We start from the raw sequence: 15,177 nt of genomic DNA, 5'->3' as shown, positions 1-15,177 counted from the left end.
GGCCCGTCCACCGCCGGGTGACCGTCAGTGGAAGAAGTGGCGCGTACCCGTGAAGTACATCGTCACGCCGGCCTTCTTCGCGGCCTCGACCACCAGCTCGTCGCGGACCGAGCCGCCCGGCTGCACGACCGCCTTCACGCCGGCGGCGGTCAGGATCTCCAGGCCGTCCGGGAAGGGGAAGAAGGCGTCCGAGGCGGCGTACGAGCCGCGGGCGCGCTCCTCGCCGGCCCGCTCGACGGCGAGCTTCGCGGAGTCGACGCGGTTGACCTGGCCCATGCCGACGCCGACCGAGGCGCCGTCCTTGGCGAGCAGGATCGCGTTGGACTTGACCGCACGGCAGGCCTTCCAGGCGAAGGCGAGCTCGGCGAGCTCGTCGGCCGAGAGGGCCTCGCCGGTGGCCAGGGTCCAGTTCGCCGGGTCGTCGCCCTCCGCCTGCAGGCGGTCGGTGACCTGGAGGAGCGCGCCGCCGTCGATCGGCTTGACCTCGACCGGGTTGGCCGGGGCGCCCTCGGCGCGCAGCACGCGGATGTTCTTCTTCTTGGCGAGGACCTCGACCGCGCCGTCCTCGTAGCCGGGGGCCACGATGACCTCGGTGAAGATCTCGGCGACCTGCTCGGCCATGGCGACGGAGACCGGGCGGTTGACGGCGATGACGCCGCCGAACGCGGACAGCGGGTCGCAGGCGTGCGCCTTGCGGTGCGCCTCGGCGACGTCCGCGCCGATCGCGATGCCGCACGGGTTGGCGTGCTTGATGATCGCGACGCACGGCTCTGTGTGGTCGTACGCGGCCCGGCGCGCGGCGTCGGTGTCCGTGTAGTTGTTGTACGACATCTCCTTGCCGTGCAGCTGCTCGGCCTGGGCGAGGCCGCCCGTGCCGTCGACGTAGAGCGCGGCGCCCTGGTGCGGGTTCTCGCCGTAGCGCAGCACGTTGTTCCGCTCGTACGTGGCGCCCAGGAAGTCCGGGAAGCCGCTGTCGTCGGCGGCGGCGTAGTCGTCGGCGAACCAGGAGGCGACGGCCACGTCGTACGCGGCGGTGTGCTGGAAGGCCTCGGCGGCGAGCCGCTTGCGGGCCTTCAGGTCGAAGCCGCCGGAACGGACGGCGCCGAGGACGTCCGCGTACCGCTCGGGGCTGGTGACGATGGCGACCGACGGGTGGTTCTTGGCGGCGGCGCGGACCATCGACGGGCCGCCGATGTCGATCTGCTCGACGCACTCGTCCGGCGTGGCGCCGGAGGCGACGGTCTCGCGGAACGGGTAGAGGTTCACCACGACCAGGTCGAAGGGCTCCACGCCGAGCTCGGCGAGCTGCGCGCGGTGCGACTCCAGGCGCAGGTCGGCGAGGATGCCGGCGTGCACGCGCGGGTGCAGCGTCTTGACGCGGCCGTCCAGGCACTCGGGGAAGCCGGTCAGCTCCTCGACCTTGGTGACCGGGACGCCGGCCGCGGCGATCTTCGACGCGGTGGAGCCGGTGGAGACCAGCTCGACGCCGGCCTCGTGCAGCCCACGGGCGAGCTCCTCGAGCCCCGTCTTGTCGTAGACGCTGACCAGCGCTCGGCGGATGGGCTTAACAACGTCAGTGCTCACCGACATGAACCTTTCGTCCCTCAATGCTGTAGCCGTTGCGGGCGAGCCGCCCCACGACCTCGACGAGCAGCGATCGCTCGACTTCCTTGATGCGCTCGTGGAGCGCGGCCTCATCGTCCTCGTCCCGCACCTCGACCACGCCCTGGGCGATGATCGGGCCGGTGTCGACGCCGTCGTCGACGAAGTGGACGGTGCATCCGGTGACCTTCGCGCCGTAGGCGAGGGCGTCGCGCACGCCGTGCGCGCCGGGAAAACTGGGGAGAAGTGCCGGGTGGGTGTTGACGACCCGGCCGCCGAAGCGGGCGAGGAACTCCTTGCCGACGATCTTCATGAAACCGGCCGAGACGACCAGGTCCGGCTCGTACGCGGCGGTGGCCTCGGTCAGCGCCCGGTCCCACTCCTCGCGGCTCGCGTGGTCCTTGACCCGGCACACGAAGGTGGGGATCCCGGCGCGCTCGGCGCGCTCCAGGCCGGCGATCGCGTCGCGGTCCGCGCCGACGGCGACGATCTCGGCACCGTAGCCCTCGGGGCCCTCGGGGTCGGCGGCGATCGCGTCCAGCAGGGCCTGGAGGTTCGTGCCGGAGCCGGAGACCAGGACGACGAGGCGGGCGGCAGCCACTGCGGTCACTCTTTCCGTGGTGTTTGTGCGGTCGTACGAACGAATCGCATCCCTCGATACGGGGAACCCTACGAAGGGCCCGACCGTCAGCAACGATACCGGCACTCCGGACAACCCCCACGGGACGGGGGCGTGACCGGGGGGTAGCGTCAGGGTCCGACGACATGCGACACCGCGTCACATCACGACCGGGCCGCACGCCACAGCCGCACGCGCACCTGCACGCCACACCCGCGCACACAGACAGAGGGAAGACGTCCAGCACATGCCGGATCGCCAGTCCACGAACGACAGCAACCCGTTCGCCCCGCCGCCGGAGGGGCAGCCGGACCAGCCGTGGCAGCCAAGACTCCCGGAGGGCTCCGACCAGGGCTCGGCCGGAGGTCAGACCGGGGGTTCGGCCGGAGGTCCGGGCTGGAGCAGCAGTCAGCCGGGCCGTTCCTCCGACGGCTTCGGCGGCCGCCCCGAGCGCTCCTCGGGCGGCGGCGGCCAGGGCGGCGGCCCCGGCGGCGGGCCGGACGGCGGCCAGGGCCCCGGGCTGCGCTGGGACCCGACGGACCCGGCGCAGCGGCGCGCGCGGTACGCGGTGCTCGCGGGCATGTGGGCCTTCTTCTTCTCCTTCTTCATCCAGGAGCTGGCGCTGCTGCTCGGCGCGCTCGGCGTCTACTGGGCGATCAGCTCCCTGCGGGCCCGCGCGAAGGCCCCGGAAGGTCCGCCGTCCGCCGAGCGCGTCGCCGCGGCGGCCACCGCGAACCGCGCGAAGCAGACCGCGGCGATCAGCGGACTGGTGGCCTCCGCGCTCGCCCTGATGATCGTCGGCAGCGGCTTCCTCGTGCACTTCGTCTACCGCGACTTCTACGAGTGCCGGGCCGACGCCCTGACCAAGCAGAGCCAGCTGGCCTGCAACGACCTGCTCCCGAAGCCGCTGCAGGACACGCTGGGCGTGCACGAGTAGTCAGTCGCCGTCGGGGGCCGGGGCCGGGGCCGGGGCCGGTGGGGCGGCCTGCTCGGGATCCGGTTTCGGTTTCGGTTCCGGTTCCGGTTTCGGTTCCGGTTTCGGTTTCGGTGAAGGATCCGGCACGGGTTCCGCCGCGGGTTCCCAGGCGGCGGGCAGGAAGCCGTAGTCCTCGTCCACCCCGTCGTCCAGCTCCTCCAGCGCGTCGAGCCGGGCCAGGGCGCCGGCCGTCTCCGGAGCGGGCTGCGGCAGTACGGACTTGGGCGGTACGGGCTCCGCCTCCGGTACGGGGACGGGGCCCTGGCCGGGCGCCGGGACCTGCGGGGCGGCGGGGGTCGCGGCGCGGCGTTCGGCGCGGCGGCCCCAGGCCCGTACCGCGAACGCCGTCGGCACGCCGACCGCCCCGCACCACAGCACCGCCGCCGCACCGGTCTGCCACCACACCGGTCCGAAGACGGCCAGCCGGCCCGAGCCCAGCGGGCCGCCGGCGAGCGCGGTGAGGACGGCGACGGCCGCCCCGGACACCCAGGCCGCGCCCAGCGCCGTCAGCGCCGTGTCCTGCGCCGTCCAGGCGCGCGCCGCCCGGCCCACCCGGTGCCCGGCGACGAGCGCCGCCACCACCGGGACCGCGAGCGCGGCCCAGTGCAGCCACCGGCCCGGGCCCGCGCCGGGCAGCGCCGCGAGCAGCGGGAAGTCGGGGGCGGCCGGGGTGCCGGTGAAGCCGAGCGGGGTGACCAGGGCGCCCGTACCGAGCGAGAAGCCGGGGCCGAGTCCGTACGCGAGACCCCAGAGGGCGGCGTTCGGCAGCAGCGCGCAGGCGAGGAGCGCGACCGAGGCCCGGCCCGACCACTCCCCCGCGAGCCCGTCGAAGGACGTCTGCGCGTCGCCGACGTGCCAGAACAGCGAGGCCCCGAAGAGCAGCGCGCCGCCCGCGCCGAGCACGGCCAGGGCCGGTACCGCGGCGCGCAGGGCGACCGCGTACTGCGCCCGGTCCGGCAGCGGCCGGCCGTGCGCGGTCCAGGCGCCCGCGGCGGCCGCCGCGAAGACGGTGACCGGCGTCCAGACGCCCGTGGCTACCAGGTCCGCGGGCAGCGTCCCGGCCTCCGTGTAGACCACGACGGCCGCCACGACCAGCAGATATCCCGCGGTGACGGCCGCGACGGCGCCGACCGGCGAGGGCCGGAGGCGGCCCGCGCCCGGGTTCGAGTCCGGGTCCGAGTCCGAGTCCGAGTCGGGGTCGGGGTCGGGGTCCAGGGTGTCGCGGGCCGCCCGGTGCGCCAGCCACAGCGGCAGGGCGGTGAGCAGCAGCGGGGTGACGCCGAGCGGGGCGGGCACGCCGGAGACGGTGTCGGTGCGGATCAGATCGGCGCCGTGCGCGAGCAGCCACAGCCCGGCGGCCGTGTGCAGGGCTCCGGCGGGGCCGCTGTCGGGGAACGGCGAGGCGATCCAGGCGGCGGTCACGAGCACGGCGACCGCGCCGAGGCCGAGGCCCGCCGCCACTCCGCCGCGCACGAAGGCGGTGGCCAGGGCGGCGGGCGCCAGTGCGGGGCGCTGCTCGACGGTCAGGTGCGTCACAGGGCTCATGCTGCCAGCGACACGCTGTTTGCCCTCGTAACAGGCGAATGGCCGTTGTGTCGCTCAAGATACGTTTATGTGCATTTCCGTCCGGAGTCGCGCTGTGGGAGGTCGACGCCGATGAGTCCGACGAGCCCCTCCGTCCAGCTCCCCTCCCCCAAGGAGCGGCGCCGGCTGCGGGAGTCGCTCTCCCTCAGCGAGGACCAGGTCGCGGAGGCCCTGGGCGTCACCCGGGCCACCGTCCGCGCCTGGGAGACCGGCCGCAGCTCCCCGCGGGGCCGTAAGCGGGAGGCGTACGCGAAGCTGCTCGGCGTCTACGAGGAGCCCGCCGCGCCCCGTACGGAGAAGCCCGCCCGGCCGTCCCCCGCGGCCACCCGGCCCCGCCCGGCCGCCAAGGGCGCCGCGCGCCCGCCGAAGTCCCCGGCGGCGCCGGGTCCGGCGAAGCCCGCGGCCCAGAGGCCGGCGGCCCCGAAGCCGACGCCCCGGCCCGTCACCCGAACGGCCGAAGCCGCCGAGGAGCCTGCCGAGGAGCGGGCCCAGGAGCGGGCCCAGGAGCGGCTGAAACCGGCACCGGTGGCGGAGGAGGAGGCGCCCGCGTCGGAGACTCCGGCCCCTGCTCCGGCCCCCGCGCCGGAGCCCGCGGCATCGGAGCCCGTCACGCCCGCGCCCGCCCCGGCGGCCACCACCTTCCCCGGCCCCACGCCGGAGGAGGCCTTCGACGCCCTCTACGACCACGCCGCCCCCGGCCTGGTCCACCAGACCTATCTGCTCACCGGGCGCCGCCGGCTCTCCCGCGAGTCGGTCGAGTACGCCTTCCACCACGCCTGGCAGCACTGGCCCGAGGTGGCCATGGACGGCGACCCGGTGGGCTGGGTGCGGGCGACGGCGTACGAGTACGCGCTCTCGCCCTGGCACCGCTTCCGGCGCCGCCACCGGCACCCGGACTCACCGCCGACCGAGGCCGCGCGGCGGGCGCTGCTCGGCGCGCTGCTCGATCTGCCCGCCCCGTACCGCCGGACCGTGCTGCTGTACGACGGGCTGGGCCTGGACCTGCCGGAGACCGCCGCCGAGACCGAGGCGAGCACCCCGGCCGCCGGGAACCGGCTGCTGCACGCCCGTACGGTCATCGGACAGAAGATCCCCGACCTCGCCGAACCCGAGGCGCTGCAGCGGCGGCTCGGCGCGCTCGTCGCGGAGGCGCCGACGGCCACCCTGCCCGCCGCGCGGGCGGTGCGGACCGGCAGCGAGCGTCGCTCGCGGCTGCTGACCCGGGCGGTGGTGGGGGTGACGGCGGCGCTGATCGCCGTCACGGCCCTCACCGCGGCGACCGCGCCGACCCAGTACATCCCGGTGAACGCGCCGGGCGAGGTCGTCGAAGGCGTCCCGGTCCGCGGCGGCCCGCAGAAGCTGCGCCCGGAGGACAAGGAGCTGCGCGAGATGCTGCGTACGGCCCCGAACCCGGGCCCGGAACGCCTGGTCCCGGCAGCAGAGTAAGCGCGTATGCGAGTGGGCCCCGCCCCGACCGTGAACCGGTCGGGGCGGGGCCCACTGATGCGTGGTGCCGCGATCAGCCCGCGAGGATGGCGCGCGCCAGCTTGGCGGTCTCGGTCGGGGTCTTGCCGACCTTCACACCGGCGGCCTCAAGGGCCTCCTTCTTCGCCGCGGCGGTGCCGGAGGAGCCGGAGACGATGGCGCCGGCGTGGCCCATGGTCTTGCCCTCGGGCGCGGTGAAGCCCGCGACGTAGCCGACGACCGGCTTGGTGACGTTGGCCTTGATGAAGTCGGCCGCACGCTCCTCGGCGTCGCCGCCGATCTCGCCGATCATGACGATCAGGTCGGTGTCGGGGTCCGCCTCGAACGCCGCGAGGGCGTCGATGTGCGTGGTGCCGATGACCGGGTCGCCACCGATGCCGACGGCGGAGGAGAAGCCGATGTCACGGAGCTCGTACATCATCTGGTACGTCAGCGTGCCGGACTTCGAGACCAGGCCGATGCGGCCCGGCTTGGTGATGTCGCCCGGGATGATGCCGGCGTTCGACTGGCCCGGGGTGATGAGACCGGGGCAGTTCGGGCCGATGAGGCGGGTCTTGTTGCCCTTCTCCACGGCGTACGCGTAGAACGCGGCGGAGTCGTGCACCGCGATGCCCTCGGTGATGACCACGGCGAGCGGGATCTCGGCGTCGATCGCCTCGACCACGGCGGCCTTGGCGAAGGCCGGCGGCACGAAGAGGACCGAGACGTTGGCGCCGGTCTCCTTCATGGCCTCGGCGACGGTGCCGAAGACCGGGATCTCGGTGCCGTCGAAGTCGACCTTGGTGCCCGCCTTGCGCGGGTTCACGCCGCCGACGATGTTGGTGCCGTCACCCAGCATGAGCTTGGTGTGCTTCATGCCCGTGGCACCGGTCATGCCCTGGACGATGACCTTGCTGTCCTTGTTGAGGAAGATAGCCATGGCTGTGTGTCCTCGTCCCTTACTTCGCAGCCGCGAGCTCGGCGGCCTTGTCGGCCGCGCCGTCCATGGTGTCCACGCGCTGCACGAGCGGGTGGTTGGCGTCCGACAGGATCTTGCGACCCAGCTCCGCGTTGTTGCCGTCAAGGCGCACGACCAGCGGCTTGGTGACTTCCTCGCCCTTCGAGGCGAGCAGCTCCAGGGCCTGCACGATGCCGTTGGCGACCTCGTCACAGGCGGTGATGCCGCCGAAGACGTTGACGAACACGGACTTGACGTCCGGGTCGCCGAGGATGATCTCCAGGCCGTTCGCCATGACCTCGGCGGAGGCGCCGCCGCCGATGTCGAGGAAGTTGGCCGGCTTCACGCCGCCGTGGTTCTCACCGGCGTACGCGACGACGTCCAGGGTCGACATGACCAGGCCGGCGCCGTTGCCGATGATGCCGACCTCGCCGTCGAGCTTGACGTAGTTGAGGCCCTTGGCCTTGGCAGCAGCCTCGAGCGGGTTGGCTGCGGCCTTGTCCTCGAGCGCCTCGTGCTCGGGCTGACGGAAGTCGGCGTTCTCGTCGAGGGACACCTTGCCGTCGAGGGCCAGGATGTCGCCGGAGGCGACCTTGGCCAGCGGGTTGACCTCGACGAGGAGCGCGTCCTCGGCGACGAAGGTCTTCCACAGGGTCACGAGGACCTCGGCGACCTTCTCGGCGACCTCGGCCGGGAACTGCGCCTGGGCGACGATCTCGCGGGCCTTGACGATGTCGACGCCCTTGTTGGAGTCGACCGGCACCTTCGCGAGCTTCTCGGGGGTCGTCGCGGCGACCTCCTCGATGTCCATGCCACCGGCCACGGAGGCCATGGCGAGGAAGGTGCGGTTGGTGCGGTCGAGGAGGTACGAGACGTAGTACTCCTCGACGATCTCCGGAGCGGTCTCCGCGATCATCACCTTGTGGACCGTGTGGCCCTTGATGTCCATGCCCAGGATGTCCGTCGCGCGGGCGACGGCCTCGTCCGGGGTGGCGGCGAGCTTGACGCCGCCGGCCTTGCCGCGGCCGCCGACCTTCACCTGCGCCTTGACGACCGACTTGCCGCCAAGCCGCTCGGTGGCCTCGCGCGCCGCCTCAGGCGTGTCGATGACTTCACCGGCCAGCACCGGTACACCGTGCTTGGCGAAGAGGTCCCTCGCCTGGTACTCGAACAGGTCCACGCGCGTCCCTTTTCTAGATGATCGCGGTTCGTTGTCTGCGTGGGCGTGCCGCGGAGGGCAACGTGACTGCGCTGTCACTAGGGAGGCGTACACGGTGTCCGTGGACGCGGCATGTCCGTCTCGCAGGTTATCCCCGTGGGCCGTGGGTCCCTAAATCGCAGATCACAGGAGAGCGGTGATACGGGTCACAGAACGTAGGCGCGACGGGGCGGACCGGAGCGGTGGGGCCCCGGGCCCGGTGGGCCCTTGTGGCAGGCGGGGGGCGGGGATTGACCCGCTCACGGCTCGCCGGTGCGCGGAGTGAGGGCGGGTGGGGTGCGACTGTGATATGGACCTCAGTCGCGCCGGCGGCGCCCGTCCGGGTGGCCGGCGGCGACGGATTCCGCACCCGGGCCGGTCCTCGCCGGCCGGGCCCCGTCAGTCGTCGGGCCTCACGCCTCGGGTATCGGGAGCGGGCGCTTCTCCAGGGCGGCGGCCATGATCTCGGGGAAGAGGTCGGGGGTGCAGGCGAAGGCGGGGGCGCCGAGCGCGGCGAGCGCCGCGGCATGGTCCCGGTCGTAGGCGGGCGCGCCCTCGTCGGAGAGCGCGAGCAGGGTCACGAACTGCACCCCGGAGGCCTTCATCGCCGCGACCCGCTTCAGCATCTCGTCGCGGATGCCGCCCTCGTACAGATCGCTGATGAGGACGACGACGGTGTCGGCGGGGCGGGTGATCCTGGACTGGCAGTAGGCGAGCGCCCGGTTGATGTCGGTGCCGCCGCCGAGCTGGGTGCCGAAGAGCACGTCGACCGGGTCGTCGAGCTGCTCGGTGAGGTCGACGACAGCGGTGTCGAAGACGACGAGCCGGGTGGCGAGGGAGCGCATGGAGGCGAGGACGGCACCGAAGACGGAGGCGTAGACGACGGAGGCGGCCATGGAGCCGGACTGGTCGATGCAGAGCACCACCTCCTTCTTGACCGCCTGGGACGCCCGCCCGTGTCCGACGAGCCGCTCGGGGACGACCGTGCCGTGCTCGGGCAGGTAGTTCTTGAGGTTGGCGCGGATGGTGCGGTCCCAGTCGATGTCCCGGTGCCGCGGCCGGCTGATCCGGGCCGAGCGGTCCAGCGCGCCGGTGAGGGTGGCCCGGGTGCGGGCGGCGAGCCGCTTCTCCAGGTCCTCGACGACCTTGCGGACCACGGCGCGGGCGGTCTCCTTGGTGGTCTCGGGCATCGCCTTGTTGAGCGAGAGCAGTGTCCCGACGAGGTGCACGTCCGGCTCGACGGCCGCCAGCATCTCCGGTTCCAGGAGCAGCGTGGCCAGCCCGAGCCGCTCGATGGCGTCGCGCTGCATGACCTGCACGACGGAGCTGGGGAAGTACGTGCGGATGTCCCCGAGCCAGCGCGCCACGGAGGGCGCGGACCCGCCGAGCCCGCCGCCGCGCGCCCCCTTGTCGCTCTTGCCACCCTTGCCGCCGTTGCCGCCGTTGCCGTAGAGCGCGGTCAGCGCCCCGTCCATGGCGGCGTCGGTTCCGGTGAGCGCCCGCCCGGTGCCGTCGGCCTCGCCCCCGCCGAGGACGAGGCGCCAGCGGCGCAGCCGCTCGTCGTCCGTGGGCGTAGTCGTCAGGCGCGTGGTCGTCATGCGGGGACCTCCGTACCGAGGATGAGGTGGAGCAGGGGCAGTACGGCGTCGGCCCGGCGCTCGTCGGGTTCGGGCGCGAAGCCGGGGGTGGCGGCCGCGGCCGCGGCGGGGCCGCCGGGGCCGGCCGGGCCGCGGGCGACGAGCTCGCCGAGGGTGCGCCGGACCCCCGGCTCGTACGCGGCGAAGGTGCGCCGCAGCAGCGGCAGTACGTCGGTGAACGCGTCGGCGCTCACGCCGCCGAGCCAGTCGTCGACCAGGCCGAGCAGCCGCTCGTCGTGCACGAGCAGCAGCCCGCCCCCGGAGGCCCCGCCGACGAACCCCTCGACCCAGCCCGCGGCATCGGCGGGCGGAGCCCCGGGTGACAGGGCGAGCCCCATCAGCCGGGCCGCCTCGTCCACCGCGAACCGCCCCTCGTCGAGCAGCAGCCGCACGGCTCTCCCCCGCAGCACCCCGGGCACCCGCTCCCGCCCGGCCAGCCGCCGCAGCACCCCGGCCCAGCGGTCGGCGAGATCGCCCCGGTCGGTGAGGAGCGCGATCGCCGTGTGGACGCCGTCGAGGCGTTCGCGCATCTCCGCGGCGGCGTCCGCGTCGAGGGCCGCGCAGGCGGGCGGCAGGCCGACGCAGATGCGTTCGGCGAGGCCGGCGGCGACCTCGCGGAGGGCGGTGGTGTCGGTGGCACGGACGTCGCCGTAGCGCAGGGCGCGGGCCAGGGCCGGGAGGGCCTGGGCGAGGTGGGCGACGTCGGTGTCGAGGGCGGCGCGGTCGGCGAGCGCGTGGAGGACGGCGGGCAGGGCGTCGGTGAGGCCGGCGAGCAGACAGCGCTCGGCGAGCGAGGTGATGGCGGCGAGGTCGTCGGCGGCGGCCGCCTGGGACTCGGCCCAGGCGGTGGCGGCGGCCTCGACGGTGGTGCCCCAGACGCCCGCCTCGGCGATCTGGACGTGGAGTTCGGGCTCCCAGCGCAGCCGCCAGCTCTCCCGGAAGGTGCCGGTGGAGCCGCGGCCGGCGACGGGGTCGCCCCAGGTGACGCCGAGCAGCCGGAGCCGGTGCAGCAGCCGGCTGCGGGCCGCGTCGTTGTCCTTGCGCAGGTCGAGGTCGAGTTCGCGCTCCTGGGCCTCCGGCTTGAGGCGCAGCGAGCGCTGGAGCCGTTCGAGGTCGCGCTGGAGCGGGACGGCGGGCGCGGCGGCCGGGACGGTGCCGAGGACGTCGCCGACGACGAGCCGGTCGCGGACCAGGTCGAGGGCGGCGTCGGAGCCGTCGCCCATGACGGCGCGGATCGCGTCGGTGGTCTCGCCGAGCCCGGCGAGCGGCCGGCCGCGCAGCGCGGCGAGGGTGTCGGCGAGCCGTACGGCCTCGATGACATGGGCGGAGGAGACGGGCAGGTCCTCGGCCCTGAGCAGGCCCGCGACCTTGGTCATCCAGCGCTCGACGGGCCGGTCGGGGGCGGTGAACAGATGCGCGTACCAGCCGGGGGCCTCGATGCCCGCGCCGTATCCGGAGCGGCGGGCGAGCCGGCGGTGGGTCCAGGGCACCCAGGTCAGTTCGGCCTTCACCTTGGGCAGGCCCTTGAGCAGGGCGCGGTCTGCGGTGACGGTGCCGCGGCGGCGCAGTGCGGGCACGTGCCAGGCGCCGCAGACGACGGCGACGTCGTCGCCGAACTCCTTCTGCGCGGCGCGCAGCCGGATCCGCATGTGCGCCTCGCGCACCAGGTCGCGCGGGTGGCCGCCGTGCCCGTACGCCTCGCGCAGGGCGCCCATCGCCTCGGCGAGAGCCTCGAAGGGCGCGAACGGGTCGGTGGCGCCGCGCAGTTCGACGACGTCCTCCCACCAGCGCTCCGCGTCGTCGTGCCCGGCGGTGCGGGCGAGCTCGGCGACGGGGTCGACGCGCAGCCCGGCCCCCGCGTCCTCGGACGCGTACTCCTCACTGTCGTCCCAGGTGGGATCGGAGGCGGCCAGGGTGTGCACGGCGGGCAGGTCGATGAACCGGACCTCCGCGCCGTGCGCCAGGGCCCAGCGGATCGCGGCCCACTCGGGCGAGAACTCGGCCATCGGCCAGAACGCGGCCCGCCCCGGGTCGTCGACGGCATGCGCCAGCAGCGCGACCGGAGGCCGCATCCCCTCCTCGGCGGCAAGCCCGACCAGCCCGTCGGCCTCGGGCGGCCCCTCGATGAGAACGGCCTTGGGCCGTCCGGCATCGAGCGCGGCCAGCACGGCCCGCGCGGACCCGGGCCCGTGGTGTCGAACGCCGAGCACGAGGGGGCCGGCGGCGGGCGCAGGGCCGGCGGCGGGTCCGGGGCGGCCCGCCGCTCCCGGCCCGGCGGCCGGGGCGGGCACGGCGCCGCCCGTCAGGCGGGTCATGCGCTCACCTCGCGGCAGGCGCGGTAGAAGTCCTTCCATCCGTCTCTTTCCCGGACCACCGTCTCCAGGTACTCCTGCCAGACGACCCGGTCGGCCGCCGGGTCACGGACCACCGCGCCGAGCAGCCCCGCGGCGACGTCGGCCGAGCGCAGCACGCCGTCGCCGAAGTGGGCGGCGAGGGCGAGGCCGCCGGTGACGACGGAGATCGCCTCGGCCGTGGACAGCGTCCCGGAGGGCGACTTGACCTTGGTGCGCCCGTCGGTGGTGACGCCGTCGCGCAGCTCGCGGAAGACGGTGACGACCCGGCGGATCTCGTCCACGCCGTCCGGCACGGCGGGCAGGTCGAGCGAGCGCCCGATCTGGTCGACCCGACGGGACACGATGTCCACCTCGGCGTCCGGGGTGGCCGGCAGCGGCAGCACGACGGTGTTGAAGCGGCGCCGCAGCGCGCTGGACAGCTCGTTGACACCGCGGTCGCGGTCGTTGGCGGTGGCGATGAGGTTGAACCCGCCGACCGCCTGGACCTCTTCGCCCAGTTCGGGGATCGGCAGGGTCTTCTCGGACAGGATGGTGATGAGGGTGTCCTGCACGTCGGCGGGGATGCGGGTGAGCTCCTCGACGCGGGCGGTCATGCCCCGGTCCATGGCGCGCATGACCGGGCTGGGCACGAGGGCGTCGCGGCTGGGGCCGTGGGCGAGCAGCTGCGCGTAGTTCCAGCCGTAGCGGACGGCCTCCTCGGGCGTGCCCGCGGTGCCCTGGACGAGCAGGGTGGAGTCGCCGCTGACGGCGGCGGCCAGGTGCTCGGACACCCAGGTCTTGGCGGTGCCGGGGACGCCGAGGAGGAGCAGGGCGCGGTCGGTGGCGAGCGTGGTGACGGCGACCTCGACGATGCGGCGCGGGCCGACGTACTTCGGTGTGATCACCGTGCCGTCGGGCAGCGTGCCGCCGAGGAGATAGGTGGCGACGGCCCAGGGCGAGAGCTTCCAGCGGGCGGGCCGGGTCCGGTCGTCCTGGGCGGCGAGCGCGGCGAGTTCGTGGGCGAAGGCGTCCTCGGCGTGCGGCCGCAGCACGCGGTCCTTCGCGCTGCCGATCCCGCTGTCGTTCCCGCAGTCGTTCCCGCAGTCGTTCCCGCTGTCCGCCGGAGTGGACGCGGCGGTGGTCGTGGTGGTTTCGGGCAGGGTCATGGGTCCCCCTCCAGATCGTTCGACCTGCTGTGAAATCCACGGTGCACCATGCCACTGACAATCGGCCCCGACCGGGGGAAACCGCAGGTGGGAGCCGTGCGCGAGGCGGTTGTCAGTGGTGGCCCGTACGGTCGTTCGCATGACTGAGCAGGGGGTGCGCTGGACGGCGGACCAGGTGCTGGCACTGGCTCCTGACGACGCGTCGCGCAGAGCGGGAAGCAAGCTGGGCACGCCCGGGCCGTGGTCCGGCGCGGGCTTCGACGGCCGGGCCGTCTGGGGCCTGTGCAGGGGCAGCGGAAGCACGCCGTACCGGACGGTGGTGGACACCACGGGCCCGGCGTACTCGTGCAGTTGCCCGAGCCGGAAGTTCCCGTGCAAGCACGGGCTCGGGCTGCTGTTGCTGTGGGCGGGGGACCCGGACGGGGCGGCGGTGCCGGCGGCCGGCGAGGCGCCCGACTGGGCGGAGACCTGGCTCGCGGGCCGGCGCGCGCGGGCGGAGGCGGCACGGACCGCTCCGGACGCGGGCCCCGCCGACCCGGAGGCCGCGCGCCGCCGGGCGGAGCGCCGGGCGGCCCGGATCACCGCGGGCGCCCAGGAGTTGGAGCAGCGGCTCGCCGACCTGCTGAGCGGCGGGCTCGCCTCGGCGGAGCAGGCGGGGTACGGGCTGTGGGAGGAGACGGCGGCCCGCATGGTCGACGCGCAGGCGCCCGGACTCGCGGGTCGGGTCCGGGAGTTGGGTGCAATACCGGGCTCCGTGCCGGGCTGGCCGGTGCGGCTCCTGGAGGAGTGCGCGCTGACCCATCTCCTCGACCGGGCCTGGCTGTCCGCGGACCGGCTGCCCGGCCCGCTGGCCGCGACCGTCCGCAGCCGGGTCGGCCTGTCGGCCCCGCCGGAGGGCCCGCCGCTGCGGGACCGCTGGCTGGTGCTCGCCCAGTACGACACGGCAAACAGCCGACTGACGACCCGTCGCATCTGGCTGCACGGCCGCGGCAGCGGACGTACGGCCCTGCTGCTCTCCTTCGGCGCGGCCGGCCGCGCGCCCCAACTGGCCCTGCCCGTCGGCGCCGTCCTGGACGCGGAGCTGCGCCCCCACACGTCCGGCGGCGGACTCCGCGCCGAACTGGTGGAGCAGTTCGCCCCGCCCGCCCCCGCCGGCCCACCCCCGGAGGGCACCCCCGTGGGCGCCGCCCTCGACACCTACGGACGCGCGCTGCGCGAGGACCCGTGGCTGGACGCCTGGCCGGTCACCCTCACCGACGTGGTCCCGGCCCGCGCGGAGTACGGCTGGCAGCTCGCCGACTCGGAGCCGTACGGGACCGCCCCGGGCGCAACCCCGGAGCGCGAGGCGATACCGCTGACCCGGTCAGCCCAGCAACAGCCCGGCCTCTGGCGCCTGGTCGCCCTCTCGGGCGGCACCCCGCTCCGCGTGTTCGGCGAGATAGGCCACCAGGGCTTCACCCCGCTCGCCGCCTGGTCCCCGGACGCGCCCGGGGAGACGGTGCCGCTGGTGTAGGCCGTGCCTCATGCAGCCCCGCGCCGGGGCGGACAGCGCCGCGCTCGCGGAGCCGGCCGGGAGGTTCCGTATCCCGCCCGGGTACGAAGTCGTGGCTCAGCGGGGACAGCACCGCTTCTCCTGTCCC

11 protein-coding genes are annotated in these 15,177 nt (G+C 74.6%); 3 read left to right on the top strand and 8 right to left on the bottom strand.

Features of this window, described 5'->3' with window-relative positions; all coding sequences use genetic code 11:
- Window positions 1–24: 24 nt before the first annotated feature.
- Together purH and purN are read right to left on the bottom strand one after the other, a co-directional pair.
- The gene (purH, locus tag JAO84_RS22535; RefSeq protein WP_370414477.1) at window positions 25–1,590 is read right to left on the bottom strand and encodes a bifunctional phosphoribosylaminoimidazolecarboxamide formyltransferase/IMP cyclohydrolase; all 1,566 of its coding nucleotides are present in this window, start codon (window positions 1,588–1,590) and stop codon (window positions 25–27) included.
- Window positions 1,574–2,203, bottom strand: a complete 630-nt coding sequence (purN, locus tag JAO84_RS22530) for a phosphoribosylglycinamide formyltransferase (protein WP_265867629.1) — start codon at window positions 2,201–2,203, stop codon at window positions 1,574–1,576. Before purN ends, purH begins: the two co-directional genes overlap by 17 nt.
- 265 nt (window positions 2,204–2,468) lie before the next feature.
- On the opposite strand from purN, the gene JAO84_RS22525 reads away from it, so the two are divergent.
- Complete coding sequence (locus JAO84_RS22525) at window positions 2,469–3,158, top strand: hypothetical protein (protein WP_370414476.1); 690 nt, start codon at window positions 2,469–2,471, stop codon at window positions 3,156–3,158.
- Here the strand turns inward: JAO84_RS22525 and JAO84_RS22520 are convergent, their stop codons facing one another.
- Entirely contained in the window at window positions 3,159–4,742 is a 1,584-nt protein-coding gene (locus tag JAO84_RS22520) for a DUF6350 family protein (protein ID WP_370414475.1), read from the bottom strand. It lies immediately after the preceding gene.
- A gap of 111 nt (window positions 4,743–4,853) precedes the next feature.
- Between JAO84_RS22520 and JAO84_RS22515 the strand changes: the two genes are divergently transcribed.
- Complete coding sequence (locus JAO84_RS22515) at window positions 4,854–6,227, top strand: helix-turn-helix domain-containing protein (protein WP_370414474.1); 1,374 nt, start codon at window positions 4,854–4,856, stop codon at window positions 6,225–6,227.
- A gap of 73 nt (window positions 6,228–6,300) precedes the next feature.
- On the opposite strand, the gene sucD is transcribed toward JAO84_RS22515, so the two are convergent.
- The 5 genes from sucD to JAO84_RS22490 all read right to left on the bottom strand — a co-directional run bounded on the left by sucD (window position 6,301) and on the right by JAO84_RS22490 (window position 13,537).
- Complete coding sequence (gene sucD, locus JAO84_RS22510; protein WP_265867565.1) at window positions 6,301–7,185, bottom strand: succinate--CoA ligase subunit alpha; 885 nt, start codon at window positions 7,183–7,185, stop codon at window positions 6,301–6,303.
- Window positions 7,186–7,204: 19 nt separating this feature from the next.
- A complete protein-coding gene (sucC, locus tag JAO84_RS22505; RefSeq protein ID WP_265867563.1) occupies window positions 7,205–8,383 on the bottom strand; it encodes an ADP-forming succinate--CoA ligase subunit beta in 1,179 nt (392 codons plus the stop codon).
- A gap of 431 nt (window positions 8,384–8,814) precedes the next feature.
- On the bottom strand, window positions 8,815–9,999 hold the full coding sequence (locus JAO84_RS22500; RefSeq protein WP_370414473.1) for a VWA domain-containing protein: 1,185 nt from the start codon (window positions 9,997–9,999) through the stop codon (window positions 8,815–8,817).
- Window positions 9,996–12,353 (bottom strand): DUF5682 family protein, encoded by a 2,358-nt coding sequence (locus JAO84_RS22495; RefSeq protein ID WP_370414472.1) that lies wholly within the window; start codon window positions 12,351–12,353, stop codon window positions 9,996–9,998. The genes JAO84_RS22500 and JAO84_RS22495 overlap by 4 nt, the downstream gene beginning before the upstream one ends.
- Window positions 12,350–13,537: an AAA family ATPase gene (locus JAO84_RS22490; protein ID WP_370414471.1), complete on the bottom strand. Its 1,188-nt coding sequence runs from the start codon at window positions 13,535–13,537 to the stop codon at window positions 12,350–12,352. Before JAO84_RS22490 ends, JAO84_RS22495 begins: the two co-directional genes overlap by 4 nt.
- A gap of 139 nt (window positions 13,538–13,676) precedes the next feature.
- Here JAO84_RS22490 and JAO84_RS22485 point away from each other — a divergent pair, with 139 nt between their 5' ends.
- Window positions 13,677–15,050 carry an SWIM zinc finger family protein gene (locus JAO84_RS22485; RefSeq protein ID WP_370414470.1) on the top strand — a complete coding sequence of 458 codons (1,374 nt, stop codon included), beginning with the start codon at window positions 13,677–13,679 and terminating at the stop codon, window positions 15,048–15,050.
- Window positions 15,051–15,177 lie beyond the last annotated feature (127 nt).

It is taken from the genome of Streptomyces fradiae, from assembly GCF_041270065.1.
In the GTDB taxonomy this organism is placed as follows: domain Bacteria; phylum Actinomycetota; class Actinomycetes; order Streptomycetales; family Streptomycetaceae; genus Streptomyces.
The sequence above is the reverse complement of the archived record's forward strand: the minus strand, read 5'-3'. Positions and strand labels throughout refer to the sequence as shown.

Bases quoted from the DNA above. Each gene is read 5' to 3' on its own strand.
- purH (WP_370414477.1), bottom strand. From the start codon at position 1,590: ATGTCGGTGAGCACTGACGTTGTTAAGCCCATCCGCCGAGCGCTGGTC.
- JAO84_RS22525 (WP_370414476.1), top strand. From the start codon at position 2,469: ATGCCGGATCGCCAGTCCACGAACGACAGCAACCCGTTCGCCCCGCCG.
- JAO84_RS22520 (WP_370414475.1), bottom strand. From the start codon at position 4,742: ATGAGCCCTGTGACGCACCTGACCGTCGAGCAGCGCCCCGCACTGGCG.
- JAO84_RS22515 (WP_370414474.1), top strand. From the start codon at position 4,854: ATGAGTCCGACGAGCCCCTCCGTCCAGCTCCCCTCCCCCAAGGAGCGG.
- sucD (WP_265867565.1), bottom strand. From the start codon at position 7,185: ATGGCTATCTTCCTCAACAAGGACAGCAAGGTCATCGTCCAGGGCATG.
- JAO84_RS22500 (WP_370414473.1), bottom strand. From the start codon at position 9,999: ATGACGACCACGCGCCTGACGACTACGCCCACGGACGACGAGCGGCTG.
- JAO84_RS22495 (WP_370414472.1), bottom strand. From the start codon at position 12,353: ATGACCCGCCTGACGGGCGGCGCCGTGCCCGCCCCGGCCGCCGGGCCG.
- JAO84_RS22490 (WP_370414471.1), bottom strand. From the start codon at position 13,537: ATGACCCTGCCCGAAACCACCACGACCACCGCCGCGTCCACTCCGGCG.
- JAO84_RS22485 (WP_370414470.1), top strand. From the start codon at position 13,677: ATGACTGAGCAGGGGGTGCGCTGGACGGCGGACCAGGTGCTGGCACTG.